Raw genomic sequence first — 26,397 nt, 5'->3', positions numbered from 1 at the left:
CGCGGCCGCCTGGACGGCGGGCGCGCCGGCAGCGGCACCGGAGCCCGAACCCGCCGACCCGCTGGAGGCGGTCGCCCGCGTGCGCGCCGCGGGCGGCACCGTCGTGGCGACCGGCGGCTGCTTCGACCTGCTGCACGCGGGCCACATCGCACTTCTCGCGAGCGCCCGGATGCTGGGTGACTGCCTGGTGGTGTGCCTCAACGACGACGATTCCGTCCGCCGGCTCAAGGGACCGCGGCGCCCGGTCGTCACGGCCTCGGACCGGGCGGCGGTCCTCGGCTCGCTGGCCTCCGTGGACGGGGTGGTGGTCTTCGCCGAGTCCACGCCGGCTGAGGCGCTGCGCCGGATCAGGCCCGACATCTACGTCAAGGGCGGCGACTACAGGGTGGACGACCTGCCCGAGGCGGCCCTGGTCGACAGCTGGGGCGGCCGGACGGTGATCCTGCCCTATGTCGACGGGCGGTCGACCACCCGGATGGTCGACAAGATCCTGCTGGGCGTGGGCGACAAGTGAGCTGAGGTGACGTGACGTCGGATCGGGTACCGCCCGGAACCGGGCCGTGCCCGGCGGCCGTTCAGCGCAGCGCCCCCCGCCGGTGCACGGTGGGCGCCGGAAGGCCGAAGTGTCCGCGCAGGGTGCGCTCCGTGTAGTCGGTGCGGAAGACGCCACGGTCCTGGAGCTCGGGCACCACCCGGTCGACGAACTCGTCCAGTCCGCCGGGGGCGAACCGGGGCACCACCACGAATCCGTCGGCGCCGTCCGACTGGACGTAGTCGTTCATCTGCTCCGCCACGCGGGCGGGCGTGCCGATGAAGGGCCTGCCCGCCGTCAGCTTCATCACCAGCTCGCGGATGCCGAGGTGCTGCTCGGCGGCGAGGGCCCGCCACTTCTCCACCCGGCGCGAGCGCACCACGGCGTCGGCCAGCCCCGGCCACTCGGGCGGCGCCGCCTCGGGATCGGGGTCGACGTCCGGCAGCGGTCCGTCGGGGTCGTAGGCCGACAGGTCGCGCCCCCAGGTGCGTTCCAGGTACCAGATCGCGAGCTGCGGGCTCACCGCCTGCCGTTGCCCGGCCTCGGCGTTCGCCCTGGCGTCCTCCTCGGTGTCACCGAGGACGAACGACACCCCGGGCATGATCTTCACGTGCTCCGGGGCGCGGCCGTGGCGGGCCGCCCTGCGCTTGACGTCCGCGTAGAAGGCCTGGCCGGCCGGGCCCAGACGGCGGCTGTAGACCATCTCCGCCGTCGCGGCCGCGAACTCACGACCCTGCTCCGAGTCCCCCGCCTGGATGGTCAGCGGGTACACCTGGGGACTGGTCGGTACGGTGAACCGTCCGCGGACGCGGAAGTGCGGCCCTTCGTGGTGGAACCGGGTGGCTCCGTGCGGTCCCCAACCGCCCCACAGGGTCCGGGCGACGTCGACGAACTCCGCCGCCCGGACGTAGCGGTCGGCGTGCGCCAGATAGCCGCCGCGGCGGAAGTTCTCGCCCGTCCAGGCGTCCGGGGTGGTCACGACGTTCCATCCGCACCTGCCGCCGGAGAGGTGGTCCAGGGTGGCCAGCCTGCGGGCCGCGTCGAACGGCTCGTTGAAGGTGGCGTTGACGGTGGCGGCCAGCCCTATCCGGTCCGTCACGGACGCCAGTGCCGACAGCACGGTGATCTGGTCCAGCTGACCCGCCACGCCGACATCGGAGACCTCGCCGCGGTGCTCCACCAGGCGCGGGAAGTCGGCGAGGAGGAAGGCGTCGAACCTGCCCCGCTCCGCGGTGCGGGCCAGGTGGGAGTAGGAAGCGAACTCGACCTGGCTCCCGGCGCGCGGATCGCGCCAGACGGTCATGTGGTTGACGGGGAAGAGCACGGCGAGGTGCATCTGCTTGACGGGCTTGTTCATCGAAGGGGCGCCTTTCAGGCCGTGAACACGTTCGGGGCCTTCTCGGGCAGGCCGAGCCGCGCGCGCAGAGTGGTTCCCCGATGCGGGCGGAGCCAGGACCGCCGGCGCAGGACGGGGACGACCTCCGCGACGAACCGGGACAGCGTGGTGGGCAGGAACGCGGGGCGGAGGTGGAATCCGTCGACGTCCCCGGAGTCCCACGTGTCGCCGAGCAGATCGGCGAGTTCCAGCGGTGAGCCGGCGAACCTGGAGCGGTGCGGGGCGGGATCCCCGGTGGGACCGTCCCAGCCGGACACGCCGTGGTCACCGGCGAACAGGACCTCCAGCTCGCCGATGACCCGGGTGCGCGCACCGAACCGTGCGCGGGCCGCCGACGCGTCACGGACGTCGACGAACACCATGTCGGCGTCGTGGACGGCGTTCTGGTCTCCGCGCGGATCGAAGTCGACCGCGAGGACGGGATGGCCCTGGGGCGGCCGGGGCACGTTCGCCGGGCCCTTGATCCGGAAGTGCCGTCCGGCGTGGTCGACGGGGTGGAGCCTGGACCGGTCGAGGAAGCGTCCGGCCGCCACCTCCCTGATCTCCGCGCCGTCCTCCCAGCTGTCCCACAGCCTGGTGACCACCTCGGTGAACTCGGCCTCCTCCGTGTGGAGTTCATCCGGGTGGGCGGGCGGCTCGGGCCCGAAGTGCGCGGCTTCCGCCGCCGCGGTGACCACGCGCGGGCGCCAGCCGGCGCGGCCCCGGCTGATGTGGTCCAGCGTGGCCAGCGCCCTGGAGACGTGTACGGGTTCGCAGTGCGTGGTCGTCACCGTCGGCACCAGGCCGATGGTGGTGGTCAGCGGAGCGATCCCGGCGAACACGGTCACCGCGTCCGGGCGCCCGAGGGCGGCGCGGGGCCCGTCCGGGAGCGCCATGGAGTCGTCCAGCGTCACGAAGTCCACACCACCCCGTTCGGCTTCCAGTACGAGCCGTCGGTGGTGTCCGGGGTCCAGCGGATCGCCGGGCGGACACCACCGGGATTCCGGGTGGCAGCCGGTCGCGTCGACGGCCATGCCGAGGAACATCCGGGAGCTCCTCTCGAAGAGCTGGTCACGGGGGAATGGGTCGATGAGCGGGCAGCCCCGTCGAACGGACTGCCGCTGGGCCGCAGCCTAGGACGGGAGGGCCGGCCGGCCGGGTCTTCCGGGAGAAGGGCAGCGCCTGCGTCCGCGCCGGGCCGGACGGTTGCACGGATCGGTGAAATGCCGGAGCCGGGGCCGTACACGCAATCGGGTAACTGCCGGACAGGGCTTGTCGACCGCTTCGGGGCGCCTTTAAGTTCGCATCGTCCCGCCAGAGAGAAATGATGCTCCGGGGGTCCGGAAGGAATTCCCCGAAGACTTCCTGCGGGAACTTCAGCCTGCTCATCCAGCCAGAAGGAGAAAGACATGGGCGACACCCGGAAGAACACGCCGGAGACCGCGGCGGAGGAGATTTCCCCCGAGGTCGACGACGAGGAGCTGGAAGCCCTTTCCGGCGGGCTGGAAGTGATCTGACCGTCACGTTCCTGGTCGTGTACCGGCGGCGGGTGCCGCGGGTACACGGCCATTTCCATGTGAGAGAGCGCATGATGAAGACCGCACAGGTGCGAGTCGTCGAGTCCATGCAGGAATACGTGCCCCGGGCCGAGGAGAGGAGGATCTTCCTCGCCGGGGGGATGCACAACTGCCCCGACTGGCGCCACGACGCGATATCCGCCTTCCGCCGGATCTGGTCCGCAGGCAGCGCCGACCGGCGCCCACTGGCCCTCCTCAGTCCGCGTCGGGTCATCTCCGGCCCGTCCGGCTTCAATGAGGCCATGGTGACGTGGGAGCACCGGCACCTGGCGCTGGCGGACCTGGTGCTCTTCTGGTTCCCCAGCGGGAACGAGGCGCGGCCGGAACAGCCCATCGCCCTCTACGAACTGGGAGCGGCGGCGGCCACCGGGCGGGCGATCGCGGTGGGCGTCGAGGGCGGATACCGCCGCCGCCCGGACGTGCTGGCCCAGCTGCGCTGCGCGCGGCCGGGGCTGCCGGTCCACAGCGATCTCCTCTCCACCGTGAGCACCGCGGTGGAGGCCCTGCGCGACGGGTCCCGTCCGCTACGAAGTGCTTCGTGAGAGAAGGTGAGCACCTGATGGAGAACCTGCGCTCGTTGGTGGGCGACCCCGAGCGGTTCCTCGGCACCGCCTGGCGGCGTGAGGCCTGTGTGCTGAGCCCGAGCGTGCCGCCCGCCCGGCTGCTCACGCCGGCCGACCTGGACGCCGCGCTGACCGGCGGCCTGCTCCGCAGGCCCTATCTGGAAATGGTCCACGGCGGACGGAACCTGGAACTGAACGACTTCACCACCCCGCGAAGCGTCGGTGGACACGAGTTCCCCGGCTACGCCGACCCGGAAAAGGTGCTGGGGCGGCTCTCCTCGGGCGCCACCCTGCTGATGCGCAACGTCGAGCACTGGCATCCGGGGGCGGCGGCGCTCGCAGACCGGCTCGGCACCGAACTCGGCTGCCCCGTGGAGGCGTTCGTCTTCGTCACGCCGGCGGGGGAACAAGGGCTGGGTTCGCACCGTGACGACGCGGACGTCTTCGTCGTCCAGCTGAACGGCAGCAAGCGGTGGCAGGTGCACGGCGCCCCGGCGGATGAGGCGTGGGAGGTCGGGTACGAGCCGGACCCGGGGCCGGTGGTGCTGGAGACCACGGTGGAGCGCGGCCAGGTGCTCTACATCCCGCGCGGAGCCCCGCACTCGGCCGTCGGCCGGAGCGGCGGTCTGTCGGTGCACCTGTCGCTGACGGTGCGCAGGCCCGGTACCGGTGCTCCGGCCCGTCCGGGGGCGGACACGACGGGGGCGCCCTCGATCGCGGCGCTGGCGGCCGCGCTCGACGGCTGAGGAGCGGGGACCTCGCGGAGGCGGGGGCGTGGGGAACGGTCGTGCCGATGGCGGCACGGCCGTTCTGTCGTTTGCGGGCTGCGGGCTGCGGGCTGTTCGTGACGTGGCCGGAAAGCACTTCGGCGGCCGGCGGACGGGACGCTGCGCGTCCTGACCGCCGGCCGCCTCGGGCGCCGGACGGTGTGGTGCCTATTCGTCGTTCGTGACGGTCAACCCCTTGAGACCTGCCACGAGTGCCTGGAGGTCGTCGTCCGAGAGATCGGCGGCGTAGGTCTCATCTTCCTCGTTCACGGTCCTTCTCCTCTGCTGTGTTTCCTGGGGGGTTTCGGTTTCCCGGTGGGTGACGGCGTTCAGCGCGCGACGTCGGACGGTGCGGGGTGGCCCAGGCCGGCCACGAGGGAGTCCAGCTCCTCCTCGGTGAGGTCGCCGGCCTCGAACCGCTCCGGGTACGGGACCAGCAGCCTGAGGGTGCCGCGGGCGGCGATCTCCCCCCAGGCCCGGATCTGGGATTCCAGCGCACCGGACGTCACGGGCTGATCGCGGACGACCTCGATGACGATGCCCATCGGCACGTCGATCCCGTGTTCGGCGAGCAGGGCGCCGGGATCGCGGGACAGCATCCGCTCCTTGCCGGGATCCGACCAGGCGGCCGCGACCACCGCGTTGTATCGAGCGGCGAAATCACTGCGCTCGGCTTCTTCCATCGTGCGGACCTTCGCTTTCGGTCATGGAGCGGGGGAGTTGGCGGCGGTGCCGCTCGGGTGCGCCGACTGTGCCCACAGCTGGCGCCGGGCGAGCCGGTGGAACAGTCCACCGGTGTCCGCGAACAGCTCGTGATAGGTGCCGCTCTGGACGATCCGGCCCTGGTCCATGACGAGGATGACGTCCGCGTTGATCACGGTGGAGAGCCGGTGGGCGATGACGATCCGGGTCGCGGCGAGCTGTCGGGTGCTCGCGGTGACGATCTCCTGGGTGTGGTTGTCGAGGGCACTGGTCGCCTCGTCGAAGAAGAGCACCCGCGGTTTGGAGATCAGCGCCCTGGCGATCAGGACGCGCTGCCGCTGGCCGACGGACAGGGCGCCGCCGCCGAAGGACAGCAGGCTGTTGAGCGCCATGGGCATCCGGCGGATGTCCTCGTCGAGGCCCGCCATGGCGGCGGCCTCCCAGACCTGCTCGATGGAGTAGGGCTGGGCGCCGCAGATGTTCTCCCGGATGGTGCCGCTGAACAGCCGCCCGTCCTGGAGGACCACGCCGCACTGGCGGCGCACGGCCTGCACGTCGAGCTCGGCGAGGTCCTGTCCGTCGTAGAGCACGGAGCCGCTGCGCGGGCGCTCGAAGCCGAGCAGCAGCCGCAGGAGGGTGGACTTGCCGGAGCCGCTGGGACCGACGATCGCGACGAACTGGCCGGGGCGGGCGTGCAGCGTCACCTTGTCGAGCACCGGGGTGTCCAGGCCCGGGTAGCCGAAGGTCGCGTTGACGATCTCGATCTCCCCCCGGAGGTCCAGCGGTTGGACGTGACTGGCTTCGCGCTCGGCCCGCGCGGTCAGTACCTCGGTGAGTCCGTGCAGACGGGGGAGCACGACGACGAACTCGGCGCCGCTGGTGACCAGGAGGATCATGGACTGGAGCTGCAGCGCGAAGGCCGCGTTGAGCGTGAAGAAGCCGCTCGCCGGCACCTGGCCCCGCAAAGGGCCCGCCAGCAGCGCGAAGAGGATCAGCTGTCCGGCGATGGGGACGGTGACGGCGACCGCCGACAGGGCCCCCTGCACCCGGTGCACGCGTTGCAGCCGGGCGCGCGCCACGACGGTGGCCTGCGCCCAGCGGCTGAACATGGCGTTCTCGGCGGCGGCCAGCCGGATCTTCATGATGCCGCCGAAGATCTCGTTGGTCACGGCCGCGGCGTGGTGCTCGGCGGGCAGGGCCTGGCGCTGACGGCGGATCACCACCAGGCCGAAGAGGACTCCCAGGCCACTGGTGCCCGCCAGCAGGACGAGGGTGTACAGACCGACGACGGGGTTGATCGTCAGGGTCAGGGCCAGTCCGGCCGCCGCGGTCAGCAGGGCGAGGAAGGTCCGGGTCGCCAGCCCGTTCAAGGCCTGGCGGGCATAGGCGGTGCCCAGCATCTTGCTGGCCAGGACACCACTGGCGGTCCGGGTGAAGAAGTCGGACGGAAGGCGCATCAGCCGGTCCCACAGGGCGAGCTGGATCCCCGATTCCAGCCGGTCCTCCAGCCGCAGCGCGTGCAGGTTGAGCAGCGCGGTGAACAGGGCCGCCGCGACCGCGCTCACCAGGTACAGGCCGGTGGCCCAGGGAAGGTCCTGGAGGCCTCCCGACGTCAGGGAACTGAGCACCTGGCCGATCAGCAGCGGGGTGGCCAGGCTCAGCGCGGCCACGGCGACCCCGGTGGCCAGCATGGACCGCAGCTCCGACGCGGTGCCGAAGGCCCCCCGGCGCAGGAGCTGCCGCAGGCTGGTGTCCGCGGGCAGGGGCAGCTGGGCCAGGGTGGCGTTCCGGCCGAAGGTGCCGGCGCGCCGCCGGTCCACCGGGGTACGGGCCCGGGTGTGCGGGTTGACCATCCAGTACCTGCCGCGGGCGAACAGCAGCGGAACCGGGATCAGCCGGGGGCCGCCGGAGGCGTCGTCACCGGAGGCCGGCGCGTCCGTGCGCTCATCGGCGGATGCCGGGCCCGCCGCCGTGGCCGGGCGCCAGCCGATGAGCGGGCCGACGTTGTTGCGCCACCACTTCGTGGACAGCCGGACCTGACGCAGGTGGAGCCCCGAACTCTGGGCGACCGCCCGGAGTTCGTCGCCGTGGTCGCTGGTCCCCGGCGTGTGGGTGGGCGGCTCGGTCACGGAGACGTCCGCTCCCTCGGTGACCACCCGGAGGGTTTCGACCGCCCAGGCCCGCGCGTCCTGGGCGCCGTCGGTGGCGAGCCGCCCACCGCGGGCGCGGTTCGCGCCGAGCACGCCCAGGGCCCGTCGGGCACTCGCCGCCACCATCTGTTCGGCGGCGCGCTTGCGGACGTCGATCGCGTGCAGGAACGCGGTGTCCGTCGCCCGGGCGCGGTCGCCGAGGGAGCGCACCAGATGGGCCATCTGCTGGTCGACCGCTTCGAAGAGGGCTCCCGAGCGCAGCAGGTCCGGGGTGTTCAGGAGCTCGACCAGACAGTCCGACTCCGCACGGGTCCAGTCCTGCAGACCGAGGAAGAGCGCCTCGCGCCCGGCCGAGACGATGTGGTCGGCCAGGCCGTTCTTGCTCATGCGGCCGTCCGCCAGCCGGATCCAGCACGGCCGGCCGCTGCCGACGACCGTACGGCCGCGGGTGAGCGAGACGATCTGCCGGGAGCGCAGTACCTGGGCGTCCCGCGGGGCGCCGGCGGAGCGCACGGCGTCCGAGACGGCCTGGAGGGCCCGGTCGAGGGCGTCGCTGATCACGTCGGCGACGCGGTCGTCACGACCGGCCGGCCGGTCGCGGTCCGGCTCCTCGGGCCGGACCTGGCGGACCAGCCCGGAGAGCTGGTCGTGGTCGATGCCGCGCAGGCGCCCGCCGGGCAGCGGCACCACGGTGAGCTGCCACTCGCCGGTCGCGGTCGAGGAGGGGATCGCGCTGTGGGCGGGGCAGCGGGCGACGAAGTGCTGCCGGGAGGTGTCGCCGTCGGGCACGAGACGGCTCGCGAAGATGTCGGCCGGCCCGCCTTCGACCAGGTAGACGGTGTGCCGCCCGTCGATCCGGCGGGTCGCGGTGGAGCCGGGGGCCGCCAGCTGGGCGAGCAGGTCCCAGTCCTGGGGCGGAACGGCGGTGCTCATGCGGTTTCCCCCGATGTTTTCGCCTGGTGCCGGATGAGTGCCGCATAGGAACCGTCACGTTCCATGAGGGCGTCGTGCGTGCCGCGTTCGACCTCCTGGCCGTGCTGGAGCACGATGATCCGGTCGCAGTCACGGATGGTGGACAAGCGGTGGGCCACGATGAGGCACGTGGCGCCGCGGCGGCGCAGGTTGGAGTCGATCCGTCGCTCCGTCTCGGTGTCCAGGGCGCTGGTGGCCTCGTCCAGGATGAGCAGCCGGGGGTTGCGGACCAGGGCGCGGGCGATTTCCAGGCGCTGGCGCTGGCCTCCGGAGAAGTTGCGTCCGCCCTCGTGCACCGGGCTGGCCAGACCGCCGGGGCGGGCCGCCACTTCCTGGTGGATGCAGGCGTCCTTGAGGGCCTGTACGACGTCCTCGTCGGAGATGGTCGGGTCCCACAGGGTGACGTTGTCACGTACCGTGCCCTCGAACATGATCTTGTCCTGGTCGACCATCGCCATGGTGGCGGCCCACAGACCCGGGTCGAGCTCGTGCGGCTCGCGGCCGTCGACGGTGATCCGCCCGCTCCAGGGCTGGTGCAGTCCGGCGAGCAGCCGGCCGACGGTGGACTTCCCGCTGCCGGATCCGCCCACCAGTGCCACCCGCGCCCCGGGGGGCAGGTCGAGCGAGAAGTCCTGGAGCAGGGGCGGGACCAACGGGTTGTAGCCGAAGGTGACCCGGTCGAGCACCACGTGGCCTTCCAGCGGTGCGGGCGTCCGGGAGGCGGCGGGTGCGGGCGGCAGCGGATAGCGCTCCACGTCCTGGAGGCGCTGCAGGTCCGCGCCGATCTCCTCGACCTGGGCACTGACCGTGGTGAGGCTGGTGACGGGCCGGTTCATCGCGACGGCCAGGCCCTGCATGGCGACGAGCACTCCGACGGTCAGGGTGCCGGTCAGGACGAGGTGACTGCCCAGAGCGATCAGCACGGCGGTGTTCAGTGCGGCGAGCAGAGCGGGGACCGCCGCCACGACGGCGGCGGGCACGCCCGCCTTCTGCTGCCCCGTGGTCACCGCCGCCTGACGCGCGGCGAACTGCTGGTAGCTCAGCTCCTCCTGCCCGCTGGCCTTGACGGTCTCGATCATCGAGATGGTGGTGTACACGGCGGCGAAGAGCCGCCCGCGTTCGGCCTGCAGGCCCGCGATGGCGGTCGCGCGGATGGTGGACAGCCAGCGCAGCACGACCACGTTGAGGCCGGAGAAGAACAGCGCGCACAGCCCGAGCACGAGGTCGTACTGGCACAGCAGCGCGGCGTAGGACAGGGCCAGGGCCATGTCCACCGCGGTGGACGCCAGCCGCCGGGTGAAGATGTCGGCCACCACGTCGTTGGTGCGCACCCGCCGGGCCAGATCGGCCGCCATGCGCTGGTTGAAGAAGCCCAGCGGAAGCCGCAGCATGTGCCGCATCAGGCGGGCCGCGCTGCCGAGCGCCACCGCGGTCTCGGCGCGCACCAGCAGGCGCTGCTGGAGCCATCCCGCGACGAGGGTGATCACGGTCGCCACGGCCATCGCCGCGACCAGCGCGACGGAGGTGGCCGATTCCGAGCCGAGCAGCACCCGGTCGACGAAGACCCGGGTGAGGGCGGGCACCGCGATGCCGACCAGGGCGACCAGGAGGCCGAGGATCGCGGTCTGGGGTACGACCGAGCCGAGGTTGCGCCAGCGTTCGCGCAGTGTGCGGACCAGACTGAACGGGTGCCCGCCGCGCTCGAACGCGGGACCCGGCTCCACCGCGATCAGGATGCCCGTGTACGCGTCGTCGAACTCCTCCCAGCTCACCGTACGGGGGCCGGTGGCCGGATCGTTGAGGCTGACCTTCCGCCCCAGCCCCTCCAGCACCAGGAAGTGTTCGAAGTTCCAGTACAGAATGGCCGGCAGCCGCACGGAGCCGAGCTCCGGGACGGGACTCTGGCGACCGCGTGCGGTCAGCCCGTACCGGCGCGCCGCCTTGGCGACGCTGGCCGCGGTGGAGCCGTCCCGGCTCACCCCGCAGGCCTGCCGGAGTTCTTCGAGCGGGACGTGGCGGCCGTAGTGCGCCAGGACGATGCCCAGCGAGGCGGCCCCGCACTCGGTGGCCTCCATCTGGATCACGGTGGGGGTGCGCACCCGCTTGGCGGACGGCCGGTCGGTACCGCGCTTCGGGAGGGTCGCCTTCATCGCTTCACCAGCCAGTTCAGCGGGCGCTCCTGGGCCACGGTCAGGGTCGCCGTCACCGCGCTCTGCGAAGACAGCGCGAAGGACGGGGAGGAGCGGGACCACTTCAGCCCGCTCGGCGACCCGGCGTCCGCGGTGAGGCGGACGGTCACCGCGACGACCGACCCGGTGCTGAGGAACGGGGTCACATCGCGGCCGGAGCCGAGGAAGGCGTGCAGGGACTCCTCCGTCTCCGGCAGGGAGCCGACGGCCGAGACCGTTCCGGACAGCGTGCCGAAGACGCTCACCGGCGCCACCGTGGTCGAGAGCCGTACGGGCATGCCGACGCGCAGCAGCGGGGCATGGGCCGCCGGGACGTAGACCATCGCCTCCAACCGGTCGCCGGCCGTGTCCAACCGCTCCAGTACGGCGACCTTGCTCCCGGGCAGCAGCATCTCGCCTTCGGAGATCCGGACACTGACCACGTGCGCGGTCCACGGCGCCGTGACCGTCTCCGTCGAGCCGTTCTGGCCGACCAGGGTGTAGAGCGGTTGCTCCTTGCCGACCCGTTGGTTCGGGGCCACCAGGACCGAGGTCACCTGCCCCTGCCGGGTGGCGTCCAGGGTGACGGCACCCGCCGCGTGGGTGAGCACCCCGGGGGCGTCGACGGTCTTCGGCACGGTGGCGAAGGCCGACCAGGTGCCGATGGAGAGCACCACGACCAGGAGCGCCAGCGTAGTCAACCAGCTGGGTATCGAGGCCAGCCGGGCGATCTCGTCGAGTTGCTCGGGTGATTCGAGCTTTCGGAGGGCTTGTTTGCGGAACCTCAAGGCTGCTCCTCGCAGTCGGACGGGCAAGAGCCGAGGACGAACTCGGCGATGGCGGGTTCGACCAGCGTGTCCAGTCCCGACAACGCGGCGAACGAGGCGACGTCCCCCGCCCCCAGCGCGCACGGGGCCAGCCCCATGTCGGTGGCGACGAGGTACATCCACGCGGTCAGGATTCCGGCGTCCTTGAGCGCCAACGCGTACGGAATCCCTTCGTACTTCCACATCAGGCGCCCGATCCGCGCGGTGATCACGAACAGCACCTGGGGCGGGTCCGGCATGGTGGCCGTGGCGCGCGCGAAGGACAGCATCTTCGCGGTCTCGGGGCCCGTGGCGGCGACGGCCGCCAGCCGGTGCCGCACCGAGTCGTAGTGGTAGAGCCCGCTCTCCAGTCCGGCGCAGCGCGAGACCAGCGGATAGATCTCCAGTTCGCCGATCCCGCCGGCCCCCGGGTACGGGCGCCGGCCGGCCTCCCGGCCGTCCGTGCCGCCGGTCGTGGCGGGGCCGAGGCGCTGGACCCGGTGCAGGAACTCGGCCAGCTGGGCCGCGGTGATCGGGCGGGTGCCGTCCTGGCGGCGGACACTGCGGCGACGGGACATCACCGCGGCCAGCGAGTCCGGCGCCGCCCCGGCGGGGCGCGCGGCGGGCGAGGGGAGGGCGATGGTGTGACGCGCGGCGGGACCGTCGGCCGGTGCGGGCTCCGGCTCCGGCTCCGGGACCCCGCGGAAGCGGTGGGTGGCGCCGATCGGCGCCGCGTGGCGCTGCGGCCGCGTCCGGTCGTGCAGCCACAGTTCCTCCGGCGACCACAGACCCATCGGCGCGGTGCCGGTCTCGGCCTCGGCTTCCTCGGAGGTCACCAGGACCTGGGCGGAGAGCAGCTCGTCCAGCACGTACCCGGCGGTGGGCTCGTCCACCTCCAGGGCCTTGGCCACGTCGAGCCGGCCGACCCCGTCCGCCGCCGCGCCCGCCAGGACGGCGCCCAGCTGGGTGTGCGCGCAGGCGATGGCGACGGTGCTCAGCGGGGAATGGGCCAGCATCCGCCCCCGATCGGTGCGGAGCACCGCGAAGCGGGACAGCCGGTAGACCACCCCGGCGCCGTGCAGACGCCGGACGGGACCGCTCTGCGCTCCGAGCCCACGGGGCACCACGTCCAGCAGCACCCGGGCTCCGGCGGCGATCCTCCGCTCCAGCCAGCAGTGCAACAGCAGGCGCCGGAGCAGGAGTTGGGCTGGCAGGATGCGTGCTTCGCCCTCCAGGCCGGTGACGAGCCGGGCTATCTGAAGGTCACTCAGCCACCCCTCGGCCATGCGCAGGAGCAGGGCGCGCCGGCCGGGCTCCGGGTCGGGAAGGCGCAGTCGGTAGCGGGACTGCTCCAGGACCAGGGACCCGCCCGGCTCGTGGATCAGCCGTGCGTCGACGCGCAGCCGGTAGCTCTCGACCTTGGCGGCGCCCGGAAACGGGGACGTGCGTTTCATGGGATTTCACGATCCTGGTACGGGGACGGTCGTGCGACGGTCGGACGGTGGCGGGTCCGTATGGGGTCCGGGGTTCGCGGCGGTCGGGGCCGCCGTCCCGCGGTGCGTGCGGCGAGCCCGGCTGACACCGACCGTAGGGCGGACGGGGCCGGTCCTCGGCGAACGGATCGATCCCGTGCCGGGCAGCCGACCGACCGCGGCACGGAACGGTGTCATCGGCCCACCGGGGACGCCGGGCCGCTCAGCCGTTCTCGACGACGACGGATTCCTCGACCCAGGGCGCGGACCCGAAGCTGCCGGCCAGCAGCTCCGCGGCCAGTTCCCGGCCGTGGTTCTCGGCGGCCGCGCGGAAGGCGCTCGCCAGGAGTTCCACCAGGCCCTGGGCGAAGTTGCCGGTGCCGTGGTCGTCCGGACCGGCGGCGGAGTTCCGGGCGTGGCAGGGAAGGTTGAGCGAGAGGATGTCCGCGCCGACGACCTTGATCAGCTCCTCGGCGGCGCCGTCGACCCGGTCCAGCAACCGTGCCAGGCAGTGCAGGGTGACCGCCGCGGGGATCCCCGCCCGGACGAGGTCGAGGGCGGCGCGCAGGACGCCCGGCCGGGCTATGCGTACGGCGCCGTCCTCGTCCCAGCCGACCACGCCGTGCCGGTTCAGGGAGTGGAAGACGCCGGGCCTCTCCCGTATCGCCCGCTGGAGGGCGGTGGTGAGCTTCTCCCGGACGTCGTCGCGGCCCTCCGCGCCGAGGATGGCGGCGATCGACACCAGGTTGAAGCCCTGCCGTTGCAGCGAAACGATGTGCTCCAGCCGGCGCACGTGCGTGTCGTCGTAGTAGCCGGTCCGCCCCCTGCGGACCGGGGGCTGGAGCAACTTGCGTGATTGGTGCGCCCGGACGTTCCTCGGGGACATGCCGACGATCCTGGAGAGCTCCTCCACGGTGTAGCGGGCTGCCGGACGATCCGGGCTCGTCAGGGACAGGGGGTTCGATGTCATGGTGTGTCCTTCCGCGGGCCGGCACCGTCGATGGCGATGGCGATGGCGATGGCGATGGCGATGAGGTGATGTCGACGAGGTGGGCGCACCGCACCGCGAGAGGGGTGTGCGGTGTGCGGGGGTCGGCCCTGCGGCCTCGGAGGCCGGCCGTGGGCCTGCCGTCCCGTGCCGTGGAGCGTGGTGCCCCGGCAGTGCGGCCGGACCCAGTCGAGCACGCGCGCGGCGGCCCGGACCAGGCGGTTCAGCCCGCAGGACTGAGTCGGGCATACTTCTGCCGTACAGCTCGCGCCGCACCCGGGGGAGCGCGCAGCACCACGAGGAGCGTTCCACGTGCGGCAGCCCTGCCGAGCCCCTGTCACCGGGCGTCCACCAGCAGCCGGTCGGTCATGAGCGGCGGCGGGTCCGCGCCCGGCGGGTTCGGGGAGCTGCTGCGCGGCCTGCGCGTCCGGGCAGGCCATACCCAGGAACGGCTCGCCCATGCCGCGGGAGTGAGCGTGCGCACCCTCGTCGATCTGGAACGCGGCCGTACGCGCGGACCGCAGCGCCGGACCGTGCAGGCCCTGGCCCGCGCACTCGCCCTGGACACCGCGGACCTCGAAGACCTGGAACGGGTCGCCGCCTGCGGCCGTCCCCGCTCACGCCCGGCCGCCGTCCCCTCGGCCACGCTGCCGCTGCCGCGCGACCTCAGTGACTTCACCGCCCGTACCCAGGACCTGGCCCGCCTGCGCGCCCTGGCCGAACACCCCGGCGGAGCCCCGGCACCCGTCGCGGTCGTCGCCGGACAGCCGGGCCTCGGCAAGACCGCCTTCGCCGTCCACGCCGCGCACTCCCTCGCCGCGCACTACCCCGACGGCCAGTTCGCCGTCGATCTGCGCGGCATGGACGAGCGGCCCGCCGACCCGCGCGAGGTCCTGGCCCGCCTGCTGCGCGCCCTCGGCGTCACCGAACGGGCCGTCCCCCACGACACCCAGGACCGTACGGGTCTGCTCCGCTCGATCACCGCCGTACGCCGACTGCTCCTGCTGCTGGACAACGCCGCCGACGAGGACCAGCTGCGCCCGCTGCTCCCGGGCCGGGGCGACTCGCTGACCATCGTCACCAGCCGCCACGCCCTGGCCGGCCTGGAGTGCGCGCACCGCGTCGACCTCGCCCTGCTGCACCGCGAGGAGTCCGTCGGACTGATCACCCGCATCATCGGCGCACAGCGCGTCGCCCGGGAAGCCCAGGCCGCCCGCGACCTCGCCGACCTGTGCGGCCACCTGCCGCTGGCCGTCCGGATCGCCGGACAGCGCCTGGCGATCCGGCCGCAGGAGCGCCTGGGCAAGCTGGTCGCCCAACTCGCGAGGGAGGAAAGCCGCCTGGACTCCCTGAGGGCGGGCAGTCTGGAGATGCGGGCCGCGTTCGCGCTGTCCTACCGTCGTCTCACGCCGACCGCCCGGACCCTGCTGCGGCGGGCCGCCCTGGCGGCCGGCCCCGACTTCAGCCCGGAGACCGCGGCCGTACTGGCGGGCACCACCCTGCGCCGGGCCCGGCTGTACGTCGAGGACCTCGCCGACCACGGACTCCTCCAGCCGCACCCGGAGACCGAGCGCTACCGCTTCCACGACCTGTTGAAACTGTTCGCCACCGAGCAGCTCGCCGCCGCCGACGAACCCACCGCCCTCGCGGCCGCCCGTGACCGCACCGCCCGCTGGATGCTGACCCGGGCCACGGCGGCGGCGCTCCACTTCGACGCGGACCACGGCCGGACCCCCGGAGGCGACCCGGACCCGGCGACCGCCCCCACCGGCTGCGAACCGGCCCGTGCCTGGCTGGAAGCCGAACGCGCCCAGTGGCTGTGGGCGCTCCACCACGCCCGGGCCGCCGGATGGCACCGTGAGGTCGTCGACACCGCCGAGGCCATGCACTGGTTCTCCGACCGGACCCAGCACTGGGAGCAGTGGGTGGAGGTGTTCCGACTGGCCGTCGCCTCCGCCCGGGCCCTGGGCAGCCGGGCGGAGGAAGCCGTTCACCTCAACTATCTGGCCTGGGCCTACAACATGTGCACCTACGACCACCACGCCGCCCTGGAGACCGCCGACGCGGCCTTCACCGCGGCCCGGGAGGGCGGCGACCGGCTCCAGATGGGCTGGGCCCTCGGGTACGGGGCGGGCGCGCTCAAACGCCTCGGCCGCACCGGCGAGGCCATCGCCTGGCTGCGCGACTCCGCCGCCTGCCACCGCGACAACACCACCCCCCAGGGCCGTGTCGCCGAACTGACCACCCTCAACGGCCTCGGGGTCGTGCTGCGCGAGACCGGCCACGCCGGGCAGGCCCTCGCCATCCACCGCAGCAGCGAGGCCATCTGCCGCGCGGGAATCCCGGGCCAGTCACCCGAGGTGATCGCCGTCTACCACGCCGCCACCCTCCACTACCTCGGTTGCGACCTGGCCGCACTCGCCCGCTGGTCCGAGGCGGAAGCCCACCTGCGCCGGGCGCTCGCCGCCTTCGAGGCCGCGGACATGCCGGCCTGGAGCGAACCGGCCCGCCTCGACCTGGGCATCGCCCTGCACCGCCTGGGCCGTGACGAGGAAGCCCGCACCGTCCTGACCAGGGCCCACCACACCCTGAGGGAACTCAACCACCCCCGCCACGGCGAAGCCGCCGCCCATCTGGAAGCACTTCCCGACGCCGGCGCATGACCCCGTTTTCCGTCTCGCGGAAGCCCTCTAGCAGGAGTCCGTCGCGGACGGGCGTATTCCGGTAAATATTTCCTATCCTCTGGCAAAGCATTTGCCGGACGCTTGCCCTGCCGGTGGGCGACCCGATGGGATGCGCGAGTCCCTTTGCTGAGCTTCTCCGGGTGATCCGGTCTCAGCCGAACCGTGGCGTACCGGAGGACCCGGTGCGTCATGCATGCGAACATCGAGGTCGAGTCACATCGTGCGTCAGATATCCTCCGCCGCCAGGCTTCTCACCGTTGCGGCACTTCCGCTGGCGCTGACCGCCTGCTCCTTCACCGCCGCGAAGGCCACCCCGAAGGCCGCCCCGAAGACCGCGGGCTCGAAGCCGGCCGCCGCGGCGCCGTCGGCCGCCGCTCCGGCCGGCGGGCCCAACAAGGGCCTGCTGACCGGCAGGCAGCTCAAGGCGCTGCTCGCTCCCGCGTCCTTCTTCGCCTCCGGTTTCACCCCCGACCCGGAGCTCGCCCGCGACACCGGTGACACCTACCAGCTGCCGGCCACCGCCGACGTGCCCACCCCCGACTGCACCAAGCTCGGCGGGACCTCGTGGACGGAGATCACCGGGATCGCCGGCGTCTCGTTCGCGCAGGACGCGTACGTGGACAAGGACTCCTCCGAGGAGTTCGCCCAGGAGATCGACGTCTACCGGGACACGACCGCCACGACCGTGCTCGACGCGCTGGGCAAGATCTCCATGGCCTGCCCGAGCTACACCGACGGCGCCACCCACGCCAAGGTGACGGTCGCCGAGAAGCCCCTGGCGGGCGTGGGCGACGGTGCCTGGGTCATCACCGAGACCAGCTCCGCCTGGCAGGGCGGCACCACGCTGGTGGCCGCGCGGGTCGGCACCTCGGTGGTGACCGTACTCGTCAGCAGCAGCACCGACAACGGCGTCGCGGGCGGGACCAAGCTGGCGAAGCAGCTGGTGGCGTCCCTCAAGGGCAAGGCCTGACGGCAGCCGCCCTTGCGGGTGGTGGCGCTCCCGCGCGACGGGGGCGCCACCACCCGGTGTGCTTACGGCCGCCTTAAGGCTGTTCAGGCGAATTCCGGCAATTCGCACCTGTGTCCCGAATCTCCACTTGCGGCTCGGCATCATGTCGATCACGGCGAAGGCTGCGACCGGAGCGGCCTTCAGTGGCAGACAGGTACTCATGCGGTGAACGAGATCGAACGGCACCCGCTGACGGCATATCAACGGGACGTCTGGGCCGCCGCCTCCCAGGCTCCCGGATCACCACAGTTCAACGGTGTCCTCCACGAGAGGCTGGAGGGCCGCCTCGACCACGACGCGCTCACCCGGTGCGTCGAGAACGCGTTACGGCGCCACGGGACCTTCCGGCTGCGGTTCGGCGAGGACGGGGGGAGGCCCTTCCAGTGGGCGGCGGGCGAGGACATCCGCGTCACCACGGTGGACCTCACCCGGGAGCCCGAACCGGACGCGGCGTGCGCCGAGTGGACGCGGCGCTCGATGGAGACGGCACTGCCCCTCACGGACGGCGGCGCCCTGGTCGAGGCCACACTGCTCCTGGAGGGCCCGGACCTGACGCACCTGCACGTCAAGGTGCACCACATCCTCGCCGACGGCTGGACCGTCCACCGGCTCAGCCACGAGATCTTCGAGGAGTACGAGCGGGACGCCGCGACCCCCGGTGGGGCCGCCCGCGCCGACGGGAGCTCCTCCTACCTCGCGTTCGTCGAGGAGGAGGCCGCCTACCGCGCCGGTCCCCAGGGCGACCGGGACCGTGCCTTCCACCGGGAGGCCCTGGCCGGTGTGACGCCCGCGCTCTTCACGCGCACCGCCGACGAGCACGCGCGCGGGCGCCATTCGTTCGTCGTCGAGGGGAGCCTCGTCGAACGGGTCCGCGCCGCGGGCTTCTCGCCGTTCGCCTACATCACCGCCGTGTTCGGGACCTGGCTGACCCGGCTGCACCGCAGCGAGGAAGCGGTCCTGGGCATCCCCTTCCTGAACCGGCCGGAGGACCACCACAAGGACGTCCTCGGCCAGTTCGCCAACACCCTGCCGCTGCGGGTCCCGGCGCCCGGCGGACGGACGGTACGGGAACTGGTCGCCGAGACCCAGGCCGCGACCCGCGCGCTGCGGCGCCACGAACGGCTCTCGCTGGGCGACGTCCTGCGCGAACTGCCCCCCTCGGCCAACGGCCCGCGCCGGCTCTTCGACGTGACGCTCTCCTACCTGCACTGGCCACCGCCGGAGCCGGTCACCGGCGTCGAACGGCAGACGGCGATGATGGCCCCCTCGCACGACCAGGACGCCCTGGGCGTCATCGTGTCCGCCTTCGACGGCACCGCCGGCATGCGCGTCGACCTGGACTACGCCCGCGACGTCTTCGACGAGGACCTGCCCATCGCGTCGGTCGCCGGCCACCTCCGGACGATGCTCGAACACGGCGTGACCATGCTCGACGGGCCGGCGTCGGCCGTCCCGATGCTGACGCCCGCCGAACACGCGGACCTCACCGCGATACGGAGCCACGGTCCGCGGGTGCCGTATGCCGACGGGGCCACGCTGCACGGACTGTTCGAAGCGCAGGCCGCCCGCCGTCCCCGGCAGACCGCCGTCATCGGGGCGACCGGCGAGACGCTCACCTACGCGGAGCTGGACGAGCGGGCCAACCGGGTCGCCCGGTCCCTGCGCGAGGACGGCGTCGGCGCGGACGACCGCGTCGCGGTGATGCTGGAACGCGGTCCGCAGTTGCTGGTGGCGCTCCTCGGCGTCCTGAAGTCCGGCGGCGCCTACGTACCGGTGGACCCCGGCTACCCCGCCGAGCGCGTGCGGTTCCTGCTGGAGGACAGCCGTGCCAAGGTGGTCATCGTCGACGGTACGGGCCCCGCCGCCGGCCTCCCCGACGGGGCGGGGGTGCGGCGCGTCGAGGAGCTGCTGGAGGGCGGTGGTGCCCCGCTCGCGCCGGTCGCCGGCTCCCGCGACCTGGCGTACGTCATCTACACCTCCGGTTCGACCGGCCGCCCCAAGGGCGTGATGGTGGAGCACCACAGCGTCGTCAACCGCCTCGCCTGGATGCAGCGCCGCTACCCGCTCGGCGACGGCGACGTCCTGCTGCAGAAGACACCCGTCTCCTTCGACGTATCGGTGTGGGAGCTGTTCTGGTGGGCCGTCGAGGGTGCCACGGTGGCCCTGCTGCCACCCGGTGGCCAGCAGGATCCGCAGGAGATCCTGCTGGCCGTGCGGGAGCGGGGGGTCAGCGCCCTGCACTTCGTGCCCTCGATGCTCGGCCCCTTCCTCGACCTGCTGGAGGGCCTGCCGGAGGGCCGCGCGGGCCTGGACTCCCTGCGGTACGTCTTCTGCAGCGGCGAGGCCCTGCCACCGGCCGCCGTCGAGCGGTTCAACCGGGTCTTCGGAGCCTTTGGGGCGGAGCGTCCGGTACGGCTGGTCAACCTGTACGGGCCGACCGAGGCCACGGTCGACGTCTCGTACCACGACTGCCCGGGGGACCCCGCCGGGAAGGTGACCCGGGTCCCGATCGGACGGCCGATCGACAACACCCGGCTGTACGTGCTGGACCCCGCCGGCCTGCCCCAGCCGGCCGGTGTCGCCGGAGAGCTGTGCATCGCCGGCGTTGGCGTCGCCCGGGGGTACCTGGACCGGCCGGAACTGACCGCCGAGAAGTTCACCGACGACCCGTTCACGCCCGGCGGACGCCTCTACCGCACCGGCGACCTCGCACGCTGGCTGGCGGACGGGACCCTGGAGTACCTGGGGCGGATCGACGGCCAGGTCAAGATCAGGGGCAACCGCGTGGAGCCGGGCGAGGTCGCCGACGCCCTGCGCTCGCTCCCCGGCGTCCGCGACGCCATCGTCGTGGACCGCAGCACCGCGGAGCGCGGCACCCACCTCGTCGGCTACTACGTCGCCGACGCCGAGCTGGACGACGCCCGGCTGCGCGAGGGGCTCGCGCGGACCCTGCCGGCGTTCATGGTCCCGGCCCACTTCCTGCGGATCGACGCCGTTCCGCTGACCCCCAACGGGAAGGCCGACCGCGGCGCGCTGCCCGAGCCCCGCAATGCCGCGGACCCGGACGGCGGCCGGCCGCCGCGCAGCCGCGCCGAGGCCGTCCTCGCCGAGATCTGGGCCGAGGTGCTGGGCTGGGAGCACGTCGGCGTCCACGACGACTACTTCGCGCTCGGCGGGGACTCCATCCTCATGCTCAGCGTGCGTGCCCGGGCCGAGGCCAGGGGCCTGCGCTTCTCCCTCACCGACCTCATCCGGAACCCGACGGTGGCGGGGCTGGCCGCACGGGCCGAGGAGGCGACCGCGCCGGAGGGCAGCGCCGCCCCCGCACCGTTCGCCCTCGTCTCCCGTGTGGACCGGGCCCGGCTGGAAGGCAGCGAGGACGCCTGGCCGCTCACCCGCCTCCAGCTCGGCCTGCTCTACCACAGCCGCAGGCGCGAGACCTCCGCCACGTACAAGGACGTCTTCCGCTACACCCTCGAACTGCCCTGGGATGAAGAAACGTTCCGCCAGGCCTTCGGCAGGCTGGTGGCACGCCACCCGGTGCTGCGCTCCGGCTTCGACCTCGCCGGCTTCTCCGAGCCGCTGCAGATCGTCCGCCCGCAGGCCCCCGGGGGCCTCGACGTCATCGACCTGCGCCCGCTCGACGGTGACGCGGCCGAAGCCGAGGTCAGGGCACACATCGAGGCCCGCCGCCTCCACCCCTACGCCTTCGACCGGGCGCCGCTGTACCTCTTCCGCGCGCACGTCCGGCCCGAAGCCGTCGACCTGGTCCTCAGCTTCCACCACGCGCTGCTCGACGGAGGCAGCGTGGCCACCCTCCTCCAGGAACTGCTCCAGGACTACGCGCACGGCCTGGGCCTGGCCATCGGCCCCGTGGACGACACGCCGGCGCCCTCGGCGGCGGCCTACGCGCGGGAGGAGCTCGCGGCCCTGGGGGCCGAGGAGTCACGGCGGTACTGGACGCAGAAGCTGGCCGGCGCCGAACCCCTTCAGATCGAGGCGTTCCGTACGCACCTGCCCGACACCGACCGGGAGCCGTCGGCGCACCGCGCCGACCTCGACGCCGAACTCCTCGTGCGGGTACGCGAATTCGCCGCCGCGCAGCACCTTCCGGTCAAGTCCGTGTTCTTCGCGGCGCACTGCCTGACGCTGGCCATGTTCGCCGGCACCGGCGACGTGACCACCGGACTGATCACCCACGGACGGCCCGAGCTCGCCGGCGCCGAACGCACGGCCGGGCTCTTCCTGAACACGGTGCCCCTGCGCCTGGACGTCGCCCGGGACCGGTGGCTGGACGTGGCGCGCGAGGCCTTCCGGCAGGAACAGGACGGCCACCCCCACCGCCGCTACCCGCTGAGCGCCATCCGGGAGGACCACGGCGGCTCCGTCCTGGACACCGCCTTCAACTACGTGCACTTCCACCAGCTGTCCCGGGTTTTCGGCCTGCCGGGCGTGCGACTGCGCGAGATCCGCACCTGGGAGGAGACCGACTTCGGCCTCCTGGTGAACGTGGTGACCGAGCCGGACGGTGGGCGCGTGTGGATGCGGATCGACCACGACGGCACCGGATTCTCCGCCGGCCAGGCCGCCCTCTTCGCCGACGGGTACCGCAAGATCCTGCGGAGCATGGTGGAGGACCCGCACGCCGAACCCGACTTCGTCTTCCTCGCCGGCCGGCCGTCCCCGGCACGTGCCACCCGGCTGCCCACCGTGGTCGAACGCTTCGCACGGCAGGCCGCCCGCACCCCGGAGGCGACCGCCCTGGTGATGGGGGAGGAGCGGTGGGACTACGCACGGCTGGACGCGACGGCCGCCCGGGTGGCCCGCAGGCTCTGCGGACTCGGCGCCCCGCTCGGGGCCCGGATCGGGATCGCCATGGACCGCTCGCCGCAGACCGTCGCCGTGCTTCTGGGCGTGCTGCGGGCCGGCTGCGCGGTGGTGCCGCTGGACGTCGGCTACCTCGTGAAGCGGCTGGCCGAGATGCAGGAACAGGCCCGGCCCTTCCGGGTCATCGCCCACGCCGCCCACGCCGGTCTCGTCCGTGACCGCTCGCTGCTGCTGCCCGCCGAGTCGCTGACCGATCCGTCCGCGGGGCCCGTGGGGGAGCCTCCGGCGACGATCCCCGCCGACACCACCGCCTACGTCCTGTTCACCTCCGGCTCCACGGGCCGGCCCAAGGGCGTGGCCATGCCGCACCGTTCCCTGGCGGGCCTGGTCGACTGGCAGACACGGGCGCAGAGCGGCGCCGCGGGCGGCGCCACCCTCCAGTACGCGCCGATGAGCTTCGACGTCTCCTTCCAGGAGATCTTCTCCACCCTCTGTTCCGGCGGCACGCTGCACCTGATCGGCGACGCCGAGCGGCGCGACATGCCGGAGCTGCTCAGGCTGATCGACCGCGCCGGCATCGAGCGCGTCTTCCTCCCCTACGTGGCGCTCCAGCAGCTGGCGGAGACCGCACAGACGCTGGGCATCACCCCGCGCGCGCTGCGGGTACTGGTGTCCTCGGGCGAGCAGCTGCGCGTCACCCGGGAGATCCGGGCCCTGTGCGCCGCGTTGCCCGGCGCCGTGCTGGAGAACCAGTACGGGCCGACGGAGACCCACGTCGCCACCACCTTCACCATGACCGGGGACCCCGCCGCCTTCCCCACGCTGCCCCCGATCGGACGACCCGTCGACGGCGCCGAGGCGCACGTGCTGGACGCCCGGATGCGCCCGGTGCCCGCCGGAGTGCGCGGCACGATCCACCTGGGCGGCACCTGCCTGGCCGACGGCTACGAAGGCCGCCCCGACCTCACCAAGGAGCGCTTCGTCCGGCACCCCTTCGCGGGTGAGGACCGGATGCTGTACGACACCGGGGACCTCGGGATGGTGCTGCCCGACGGGACGCTCGTCTACACCGGCCGGGCCGACGCCCAGGTCAAGGTGCGCGGCTACCGCGTCGAACCCGCCGAGGTGGAGCTGGCCGTCACCGCCCTCACCGAGCGGTACCCGTCGCTGCACGACGCCGCGGTGGTGGCCCGGTACAAGAACGGCGAATGCCTCCTCGCCGCCTTCCTCGTGGGCGAGGGCACCACCGAGGACCTGACGGCCGTCCGCGAGCGGTTGCGCACCGAGCTGCCCGAGCACCTGGTCCCCTCCCACCTGCAGTGGGTGACCCACCTGCCGCTGACCCCCAGTGGGAAGCGGGACGACGCCGCCCTGCGCCGGATGCCGCTCGACGCGACGGCCGCCACGGCCGGAGCCGGCGCGACCGGGCCGCGCGACGCCCACGAGCGCGTACTGTGCGAGATGCTGGCGGACCTGCTGGAACTGCCCGCCGTCGGCGTCCACGACAACCTCTTCGACCTGGGCGGCACCTCGCTCACCGCGATGCGCCTGACGGTCCGGATCGAGCAGCGCTACGGCGTCGCCGTTCCGCTGTCGCAGTTCATCGCCGCTCCCACCGCGGCCGGCCTCGCGGCACGCCTGCGCGCGGGCGGCGCGGCCCCCGCCTACGACCCCCTGGTCCCCATCCGCCCGCAGGGCACCCGCCCGCCGCTGTTCATGGTCCACCCCATGGGCGGCAACGTGCTGTGCTACGTACCCTTCGCCCGGCACCTTCCCGAGGACCAGCCGCTCTACGCGCTCCAGGCGTGCGGCGCTGACCCCGGCACCACACCGCTCGGCACCGTCGAAGAGCTCGCGGACAGCTACATCGCCGCACTGCGCACGGTGCAGCCGCACGGCCCGTACAGCGTCGGCGGATGGTCCTACGGCGGCTTCGTGGCCTTCGAGATCGCCCGCCGCCTGCGGGAGGCGGGCGAGGAGGTGGCCCACCTCGTGCTCCTGGACACCACCGCGCTCAGCCGGGAGGAACGCCACCGGCACGACGACGACGCGCTGCTGGGGTGGTTCTTCTGGGAGCTGCTCTGGCTGGGGCGCGGCGGGGACTCGCCGATGGAGGTCATACCCGGAGAACTGGAGGGTCTGGAGGAGAAGTTCGACTTCATCGCCCGCCTCGCGGCCGACGAGGGCGTCCTGCCGGCCGGCAGTTCCGGTGCCGTCGTCCGCCGGCTCTTCGGCGTCTACCGGGCGAACTGGCAGGCGGCGCTGGAGTACCGCCCCGAGGGCGGGTACCGGGGGCTCACCCTGATCCGCGCCGTGGAACCCCTGCCCGACGTCCTCGCCGCGATGCACGGCGCGGCCGGAAGCCGCCACGCGGACGAGTCCAACGGCTGGCGGGACATCGCCGGCGGCCGGCTCCGGATCATCGCCGTGCCCGGCGACCACCTCACGATCATGGAGGAACCGTACGTGGAACACATGGCGAGGACGGTCGCGGACCTGATCATGTCCGAAACCCCCACGACCCACGAGGAGAACTGACGACATGCCGACGAATCGTCCCGTGAAGGCCATCGTCATCGGAGCCGGCATCGGCGGGCTGGCCTGCGCGGTCACACTGCGCCGGGTCGGCATCGACGTGGAGGTGTACGAACGGGCCACCGAACTGCGCGCCGCCGGTTCCGGCCTGTCGGTCATGAGCAACGCCATCAGCGCCCTCGCCACGCTGGGCATCGACCTGAGCCTGGAGGAACGCGGCCGGGTCGTCGAGTCCTTCACCGTCGTGGACCACAGCGGCCGTCTCATCAGGGACCTGCCCTTCAAGGAGGTCTGCGAGAAGGTCGGCGCGCCCAGTGTCTGTCTGAGCCGCTCGGACCTCCAGAAGGCCCTGCTGGAGGCGGCCGGGGACTGTCCCGTCCACCTGGGCGCCACCGCGACCGGCTTCGAGACCGACGACTCGGGCGTCGTCGTCCGCTTCGCCGACGGGAGTTCGGCGCGCGGGGACCTGCTCATCGGCGCCGACGGGTTCAACTCGGCCGTGCGCGGCGGGCTCGTCGGACCGGAGACCTCCCAGGACAGCGGCTACGTCTGCTGGCTCGGCATCGTCCCCTTCAGCCACCCCGTGCTCGCCCCGGGCGCCGTGCGCCACTACTGGGGCAGCGGACAGCGCTTCGGTCTCATCGACATCGGCCACGGCCGCTACTACTGGTGGGGCACCCGGAACATGCCCGAAGCCCGCTCGCGGGCCTGGGACGGCACCAAGGAGGACGTCGTCGGGGCCTTCGAGGGGTGGGCCGACGAGGTGCGGTCGGTGATCGGGGCCACGCCCCCCGAGGACATCCTCGCCACGCCCTCCCACGACCGTCCGTTCCTGGAACGGTGGGGAGCGGGCCCCGTCACCCTCCTCGGTGACGCGGCGCACCCCATGCTGACCACCCTCGGGCAGGGCTCGGCCATGGCGATCGAGGACGCCGTGGTCCTGGCCCACACCCTGGCCGGGCCGGAGGCCCGCGAGGACCTGCCGCTCGCCCTGCGGACGTACGAGGACCGGCGGCGCGACCGGACCAGGGCCATGGTCGCCGCCTCCCGGGCGATGAGCGACCTCGAACAGGCCGACACGCCCGAACACCGCCGGATCCGCGACGACCACTTCCGCCTGACGCCGCACGAGGAACTCGCCCGCCGGAACGAGGAGGCGCTGACCTTCCCCGCCGTCGCGGTGTCCGCACCCCTCGTCCGGCCGAACCCCGCAGGCCACGTGCTCCCGTAGGAGCCACCCCCGCCGCCCCGGCCGGGCCGGGGCGGCGGC

Annotated in this window: 15 protein-coding genes; 7 read left to right on the top strand and 8 right to left on the bottom strand. The window is 73.0% G+C overall.

From position 1 onward, the window contains the following. A partial coding sequence (gene rfaE2, locus ACEPPI_RS17260; protein ID WP_373916107.1) for a D-glycero-beta-D-manno-heptose 1-phosphate adenylyltransferase occupies window positions 1-514 on the top strand: 514 nt, incomplete at its 5' end. Window positions 515-575: 61 nt separating this feature from the next. Here rfaE2 and ACEPPI_RS17255 read toward each other — a convergent pair. Then, complete coding sequence (locus tag ACEPPI_RS17255) at window positions 576-1,889, bottom strand: NtaA/DmoA family FMN-dependent monooxygenase (RefSeq protein WP_373916106.1); 1,314 nt, start codon at window positions 1,887-1,889, stop codon at window positions 576-578. A 14-nt stretch (window positions 1,890-1,903) separates the two neighbouring features. Further along, the gene (locus ACEPPI_RS17250; protein WP_373916105.1) at window positions 1,904-2,953 is read right to left on the bottom strand and encodes an LLM class flavin-dependent oxidoreductase; all 1,050 of its coding nucleotides are present in this window, start codon (window positions 2,951-2,953) and stop codon (window positions 1,904-1,906) included. A gap of 542 nt (window positions 2,954-3,495) precedes the next feature. Here ACEPPI_RS17250 and ACEPPI_RS17245 point away from each other — a divergent pair. Both ACEPPI_RS17245 and ACEPPI_RS17240 read left to right on the top strand, forming a co-directional pair. Further along, window positions 3,496-4,026 (top strand): nucleoside 2-deoxyribosyltransferase domain-containing protein, encoded by a 531-nt coding sequence (locus ACEPPI_RS17245; RefSeq protein WP_373916104.1) that lies wholly within the window; start codon window positions 3,496-3,498, stop codon window positions 4,024-4,026. Then, window positions 4,023-4,793 (top strand): JmjC domain-containing protein, encoded by a 771-nt coding sequence (locus tag ACEPPI_RS17240; RefSeq protein ID WP_373916103.1) that lies wholly within the window; start codon window positions 4,023-4,025, stop codon window positions 4,791-4,793. The genes ACEPPI_RS17245 and ACEPPI_RS17240 overlap by 4 nt, the downstream gene beginning before the upstream one ends. A gap of 350 nt (window positions 4,794-5,143) precedes the next feature. Here the strand turns inward: ACEPPI_RS17240 and ACEPPI_RS17235 are convergent, their stop codons facing one another. From ACEPPI_RS17235 to ACEPPI_RS17210, 6 genes are all read right to left on the bottom strand, one after another. After that, window positions 5,144-5,497 (bottom strand): hypothetical protein, encoded by a 354-nt coding sequence (locus tag ACEPPI_RS17235; RefSeq protein ID WP_373916102.1) that lies wholly within the window; start codon window positions 5,495-5,497, stop codon window positions 5,144-5,146. A gap of 21 nt (window positions 5,498-5,518) precedes the next feature. Further along, entirely contained in the window at window positions 5,519-8,599 is a 3,081-nt protein-coding gene (locus ACEPPI_RS17230) for an ATP-binding cassette domain-containing protein (RefSeq protein ID WP_373916101.1), read from the bottom strand. Continuing rightward, the gene (locus tag ACEPPI_RS17225; RefSeq protein ID WP_373916100.1) at window positions 8,596-10,788 is read right to left on the bottom strand and encodes an NHLP family bacteriocin export ABC transporter peptidase/permease/ATPase subunit; all 2,193 of its coding nucleotides are present in this window, start codon (window positions 10,786-10,788) and stop codon (window positions 8,596-8,598) included. The genes ACEPPI_RS17230 and ACEPPI_RS17225 overlap by 4 nt, the downstream gene beginning before the upstream one ends. Continuing rightward, complete coding sequence (locus ACEPPI_RS17220; protein ID WP_373916099.1) at window positions 10,785-11,594, bottom strand: HlyD family efflux transporter periplasmic adaptor subunit; 810 nt, start codon at window positions 11,592-11,594, stop codon at window positions 10,785-10,787. Before ACEPPI_RS17220 ends, ACEPPI_RS17225 begins: the two co-directional genes overlap by 4 nt. Next, on the bottom strand, window positions 11,591-13,066 hold the full coding sequence (locus tag ACEPPI_RS17215; protein WP_373916098.1) for a SagB family peptide dehydrogenase: 1,476 nt from the start codon (window positions 13,064-13,066) through the stop codon (window positions 11,591-11,593). Before ACEPPI_RS17215 ends, ACEPPI_RS17220 begins: the two co-directional genes overlap by 4 nt. Window positions 13,067-13,307: 241 nt before the next feature. Beyond that, entirely contained in the window at window positions 13,308-14,054 is a 747-nt protein-coding gene (locus ACEPPI_RS17210) for a MerR family transcriptional regulator (protein ID WP_373916097.1), read from the bottom strand. Between the two features lie 386 nt (window positions 14,055-14,440). On the opposite strand from ACEPPI_RS17210, the gene ACEPPI_RS17205 reads away from it, so the two are divergent. The 4 genes from ACEPPI_RS17205 to ACEPPI_RS17190 all read left to right on the top strand — a co-directional run bounded on the left by ACEPPI_RS17205 (window position 14,441) and on the right by ACEPPI_RS17190 (window position 26,358). Then, window positions 14,441-16,735, top strand: a complete 2,295-nt coding sequence (locus ACEPPI_RS17205) for a helix-turn-helix domain-containing protein (protein ID WP_373916096.1) — start codon at window positions 14,441-14,443, stop codon at window positions 16,733-16,735. Between the two features lie 241 nt (window positions 16,736-16,976). Continuing rightward, a complete protein-coding gene (locus tag ACEPPI_RS17200) occupies window positions 16,977-17,726 on the top strand; it encodes a hypothetical protein (RefSeq protein ID WP_373916095.1) in 750 nt (249 codons plus the stop codon). A gap of 213 nt (window positions 17,727-17,939) precedes the next feature. Further along, window positions 17,940-25,130, top strand: coding sequence for an amino acid adenylation domain-containing protein (locus ACEPPI_RS17195; RefSeq protein WP_373916110.1), 7,191 nt, complete (start codon window positions 17,940-17,942; stop codon window positions 25,128-25,130). A 4-nt stretch (window positions 25,131-25,134) separates the two neighbouring features. Then, the gene (locus ACEPPI_RS17190; protein WP_373916094.1) at window positions 25,135-26,358 is read left to right on the top strand and encodes an FAD-dependent monooxygenase; all 1,224 of its coding nucleotides are present in this window, start codon (window positions 25,135-25,137) and stop codon (window positions 26,356-26,358) included. Window positions 26,359-26,397 lie beyond the last annotated feature (39 nt).

The organism is Streptomyces sp. AB3(2024) (assembly GCF_041862025.1).
GTDB lineage: Bacteria > Actinomycetota > Actinomycetes > Streptomycetales > Streptomycetaceae > Streptomyces.
This window is presented reverse-complemented; position numbering and strand designations above follow the sequence as displayed.

Coding starts and splice junctions, on each gene's coding strand:
- ACEPPI_RS17255 (WP_373916106.1), bottom strand. CDS start 1,889: ATGAACAAGCCCGTCAAGCAGATGCACCTCGCCGTGCTCTTCCCCGTC.
- ACEPPI_RS17250 (WP_373916105.1), bottom strand. CDS start 2,953: ATGTTCCTCGGCATGGCCGTCGACGCGACCGGCTGCCACCCGGAATCC.
- ACEPPI_RS17245 (WP_373916104.1), top strand. CDS start 3,496: ATGATGAAGACCGCACAGGTGCGAGTCGTCGAGTCCATGCAGGAATAC.
- ACEPPI_RS17235 (WP_373916102.1), bottom strand. CDS start 5,497: ATGGAAGAAGCCGAGCGCAGTGATTTCGCCGCTCGATACAACGCGGTG.
- ACEPPI_RS17230 (WP_373916101.1), bottom strand. CDS start 8,599: ATGAGCACCGCCGTTCCGCCCCAGGACTGGGACCTGCTCGCCCAGCTG.
- ACEPPI_RS17225 (WP_373916100.1), bottom strand. CDS start 10,788: ATGAAGGCGACCCTCCCGAAGCGCGGTACCGACCGGCCGTCCGCCAAG.
- ACEPPI_RS17215 (WP_373916098.1), bottom strand. CDS start 13,066: ATGAAACGCACGTCCCCGTTTCCGGGCGCCGCCAAGGTCGAGAGCTAC.
- ACEPPI_RS17210 (WP_373916097.1), bottom strand. CDS start 14,054: ATGACATCGAACCCCCTGTCCCTGACGAGCCCGGATCGTCCGGCAGCC.
- ACEPPI_RS17205 (WP_373916096.1), top strand. CDS start 14,441: ATGAGCGGCGGCGGGTCCGCGCCCGGCGGGTTCGGGGAGCTGCTGCGC.
- ACEPPI_RS17190 (WP_373916094.1), top strand. CDS start 25,135: ATGCCGACGAATCGTCCCGTGAAGGCCATCGTCATCGGAGCCGGCATC.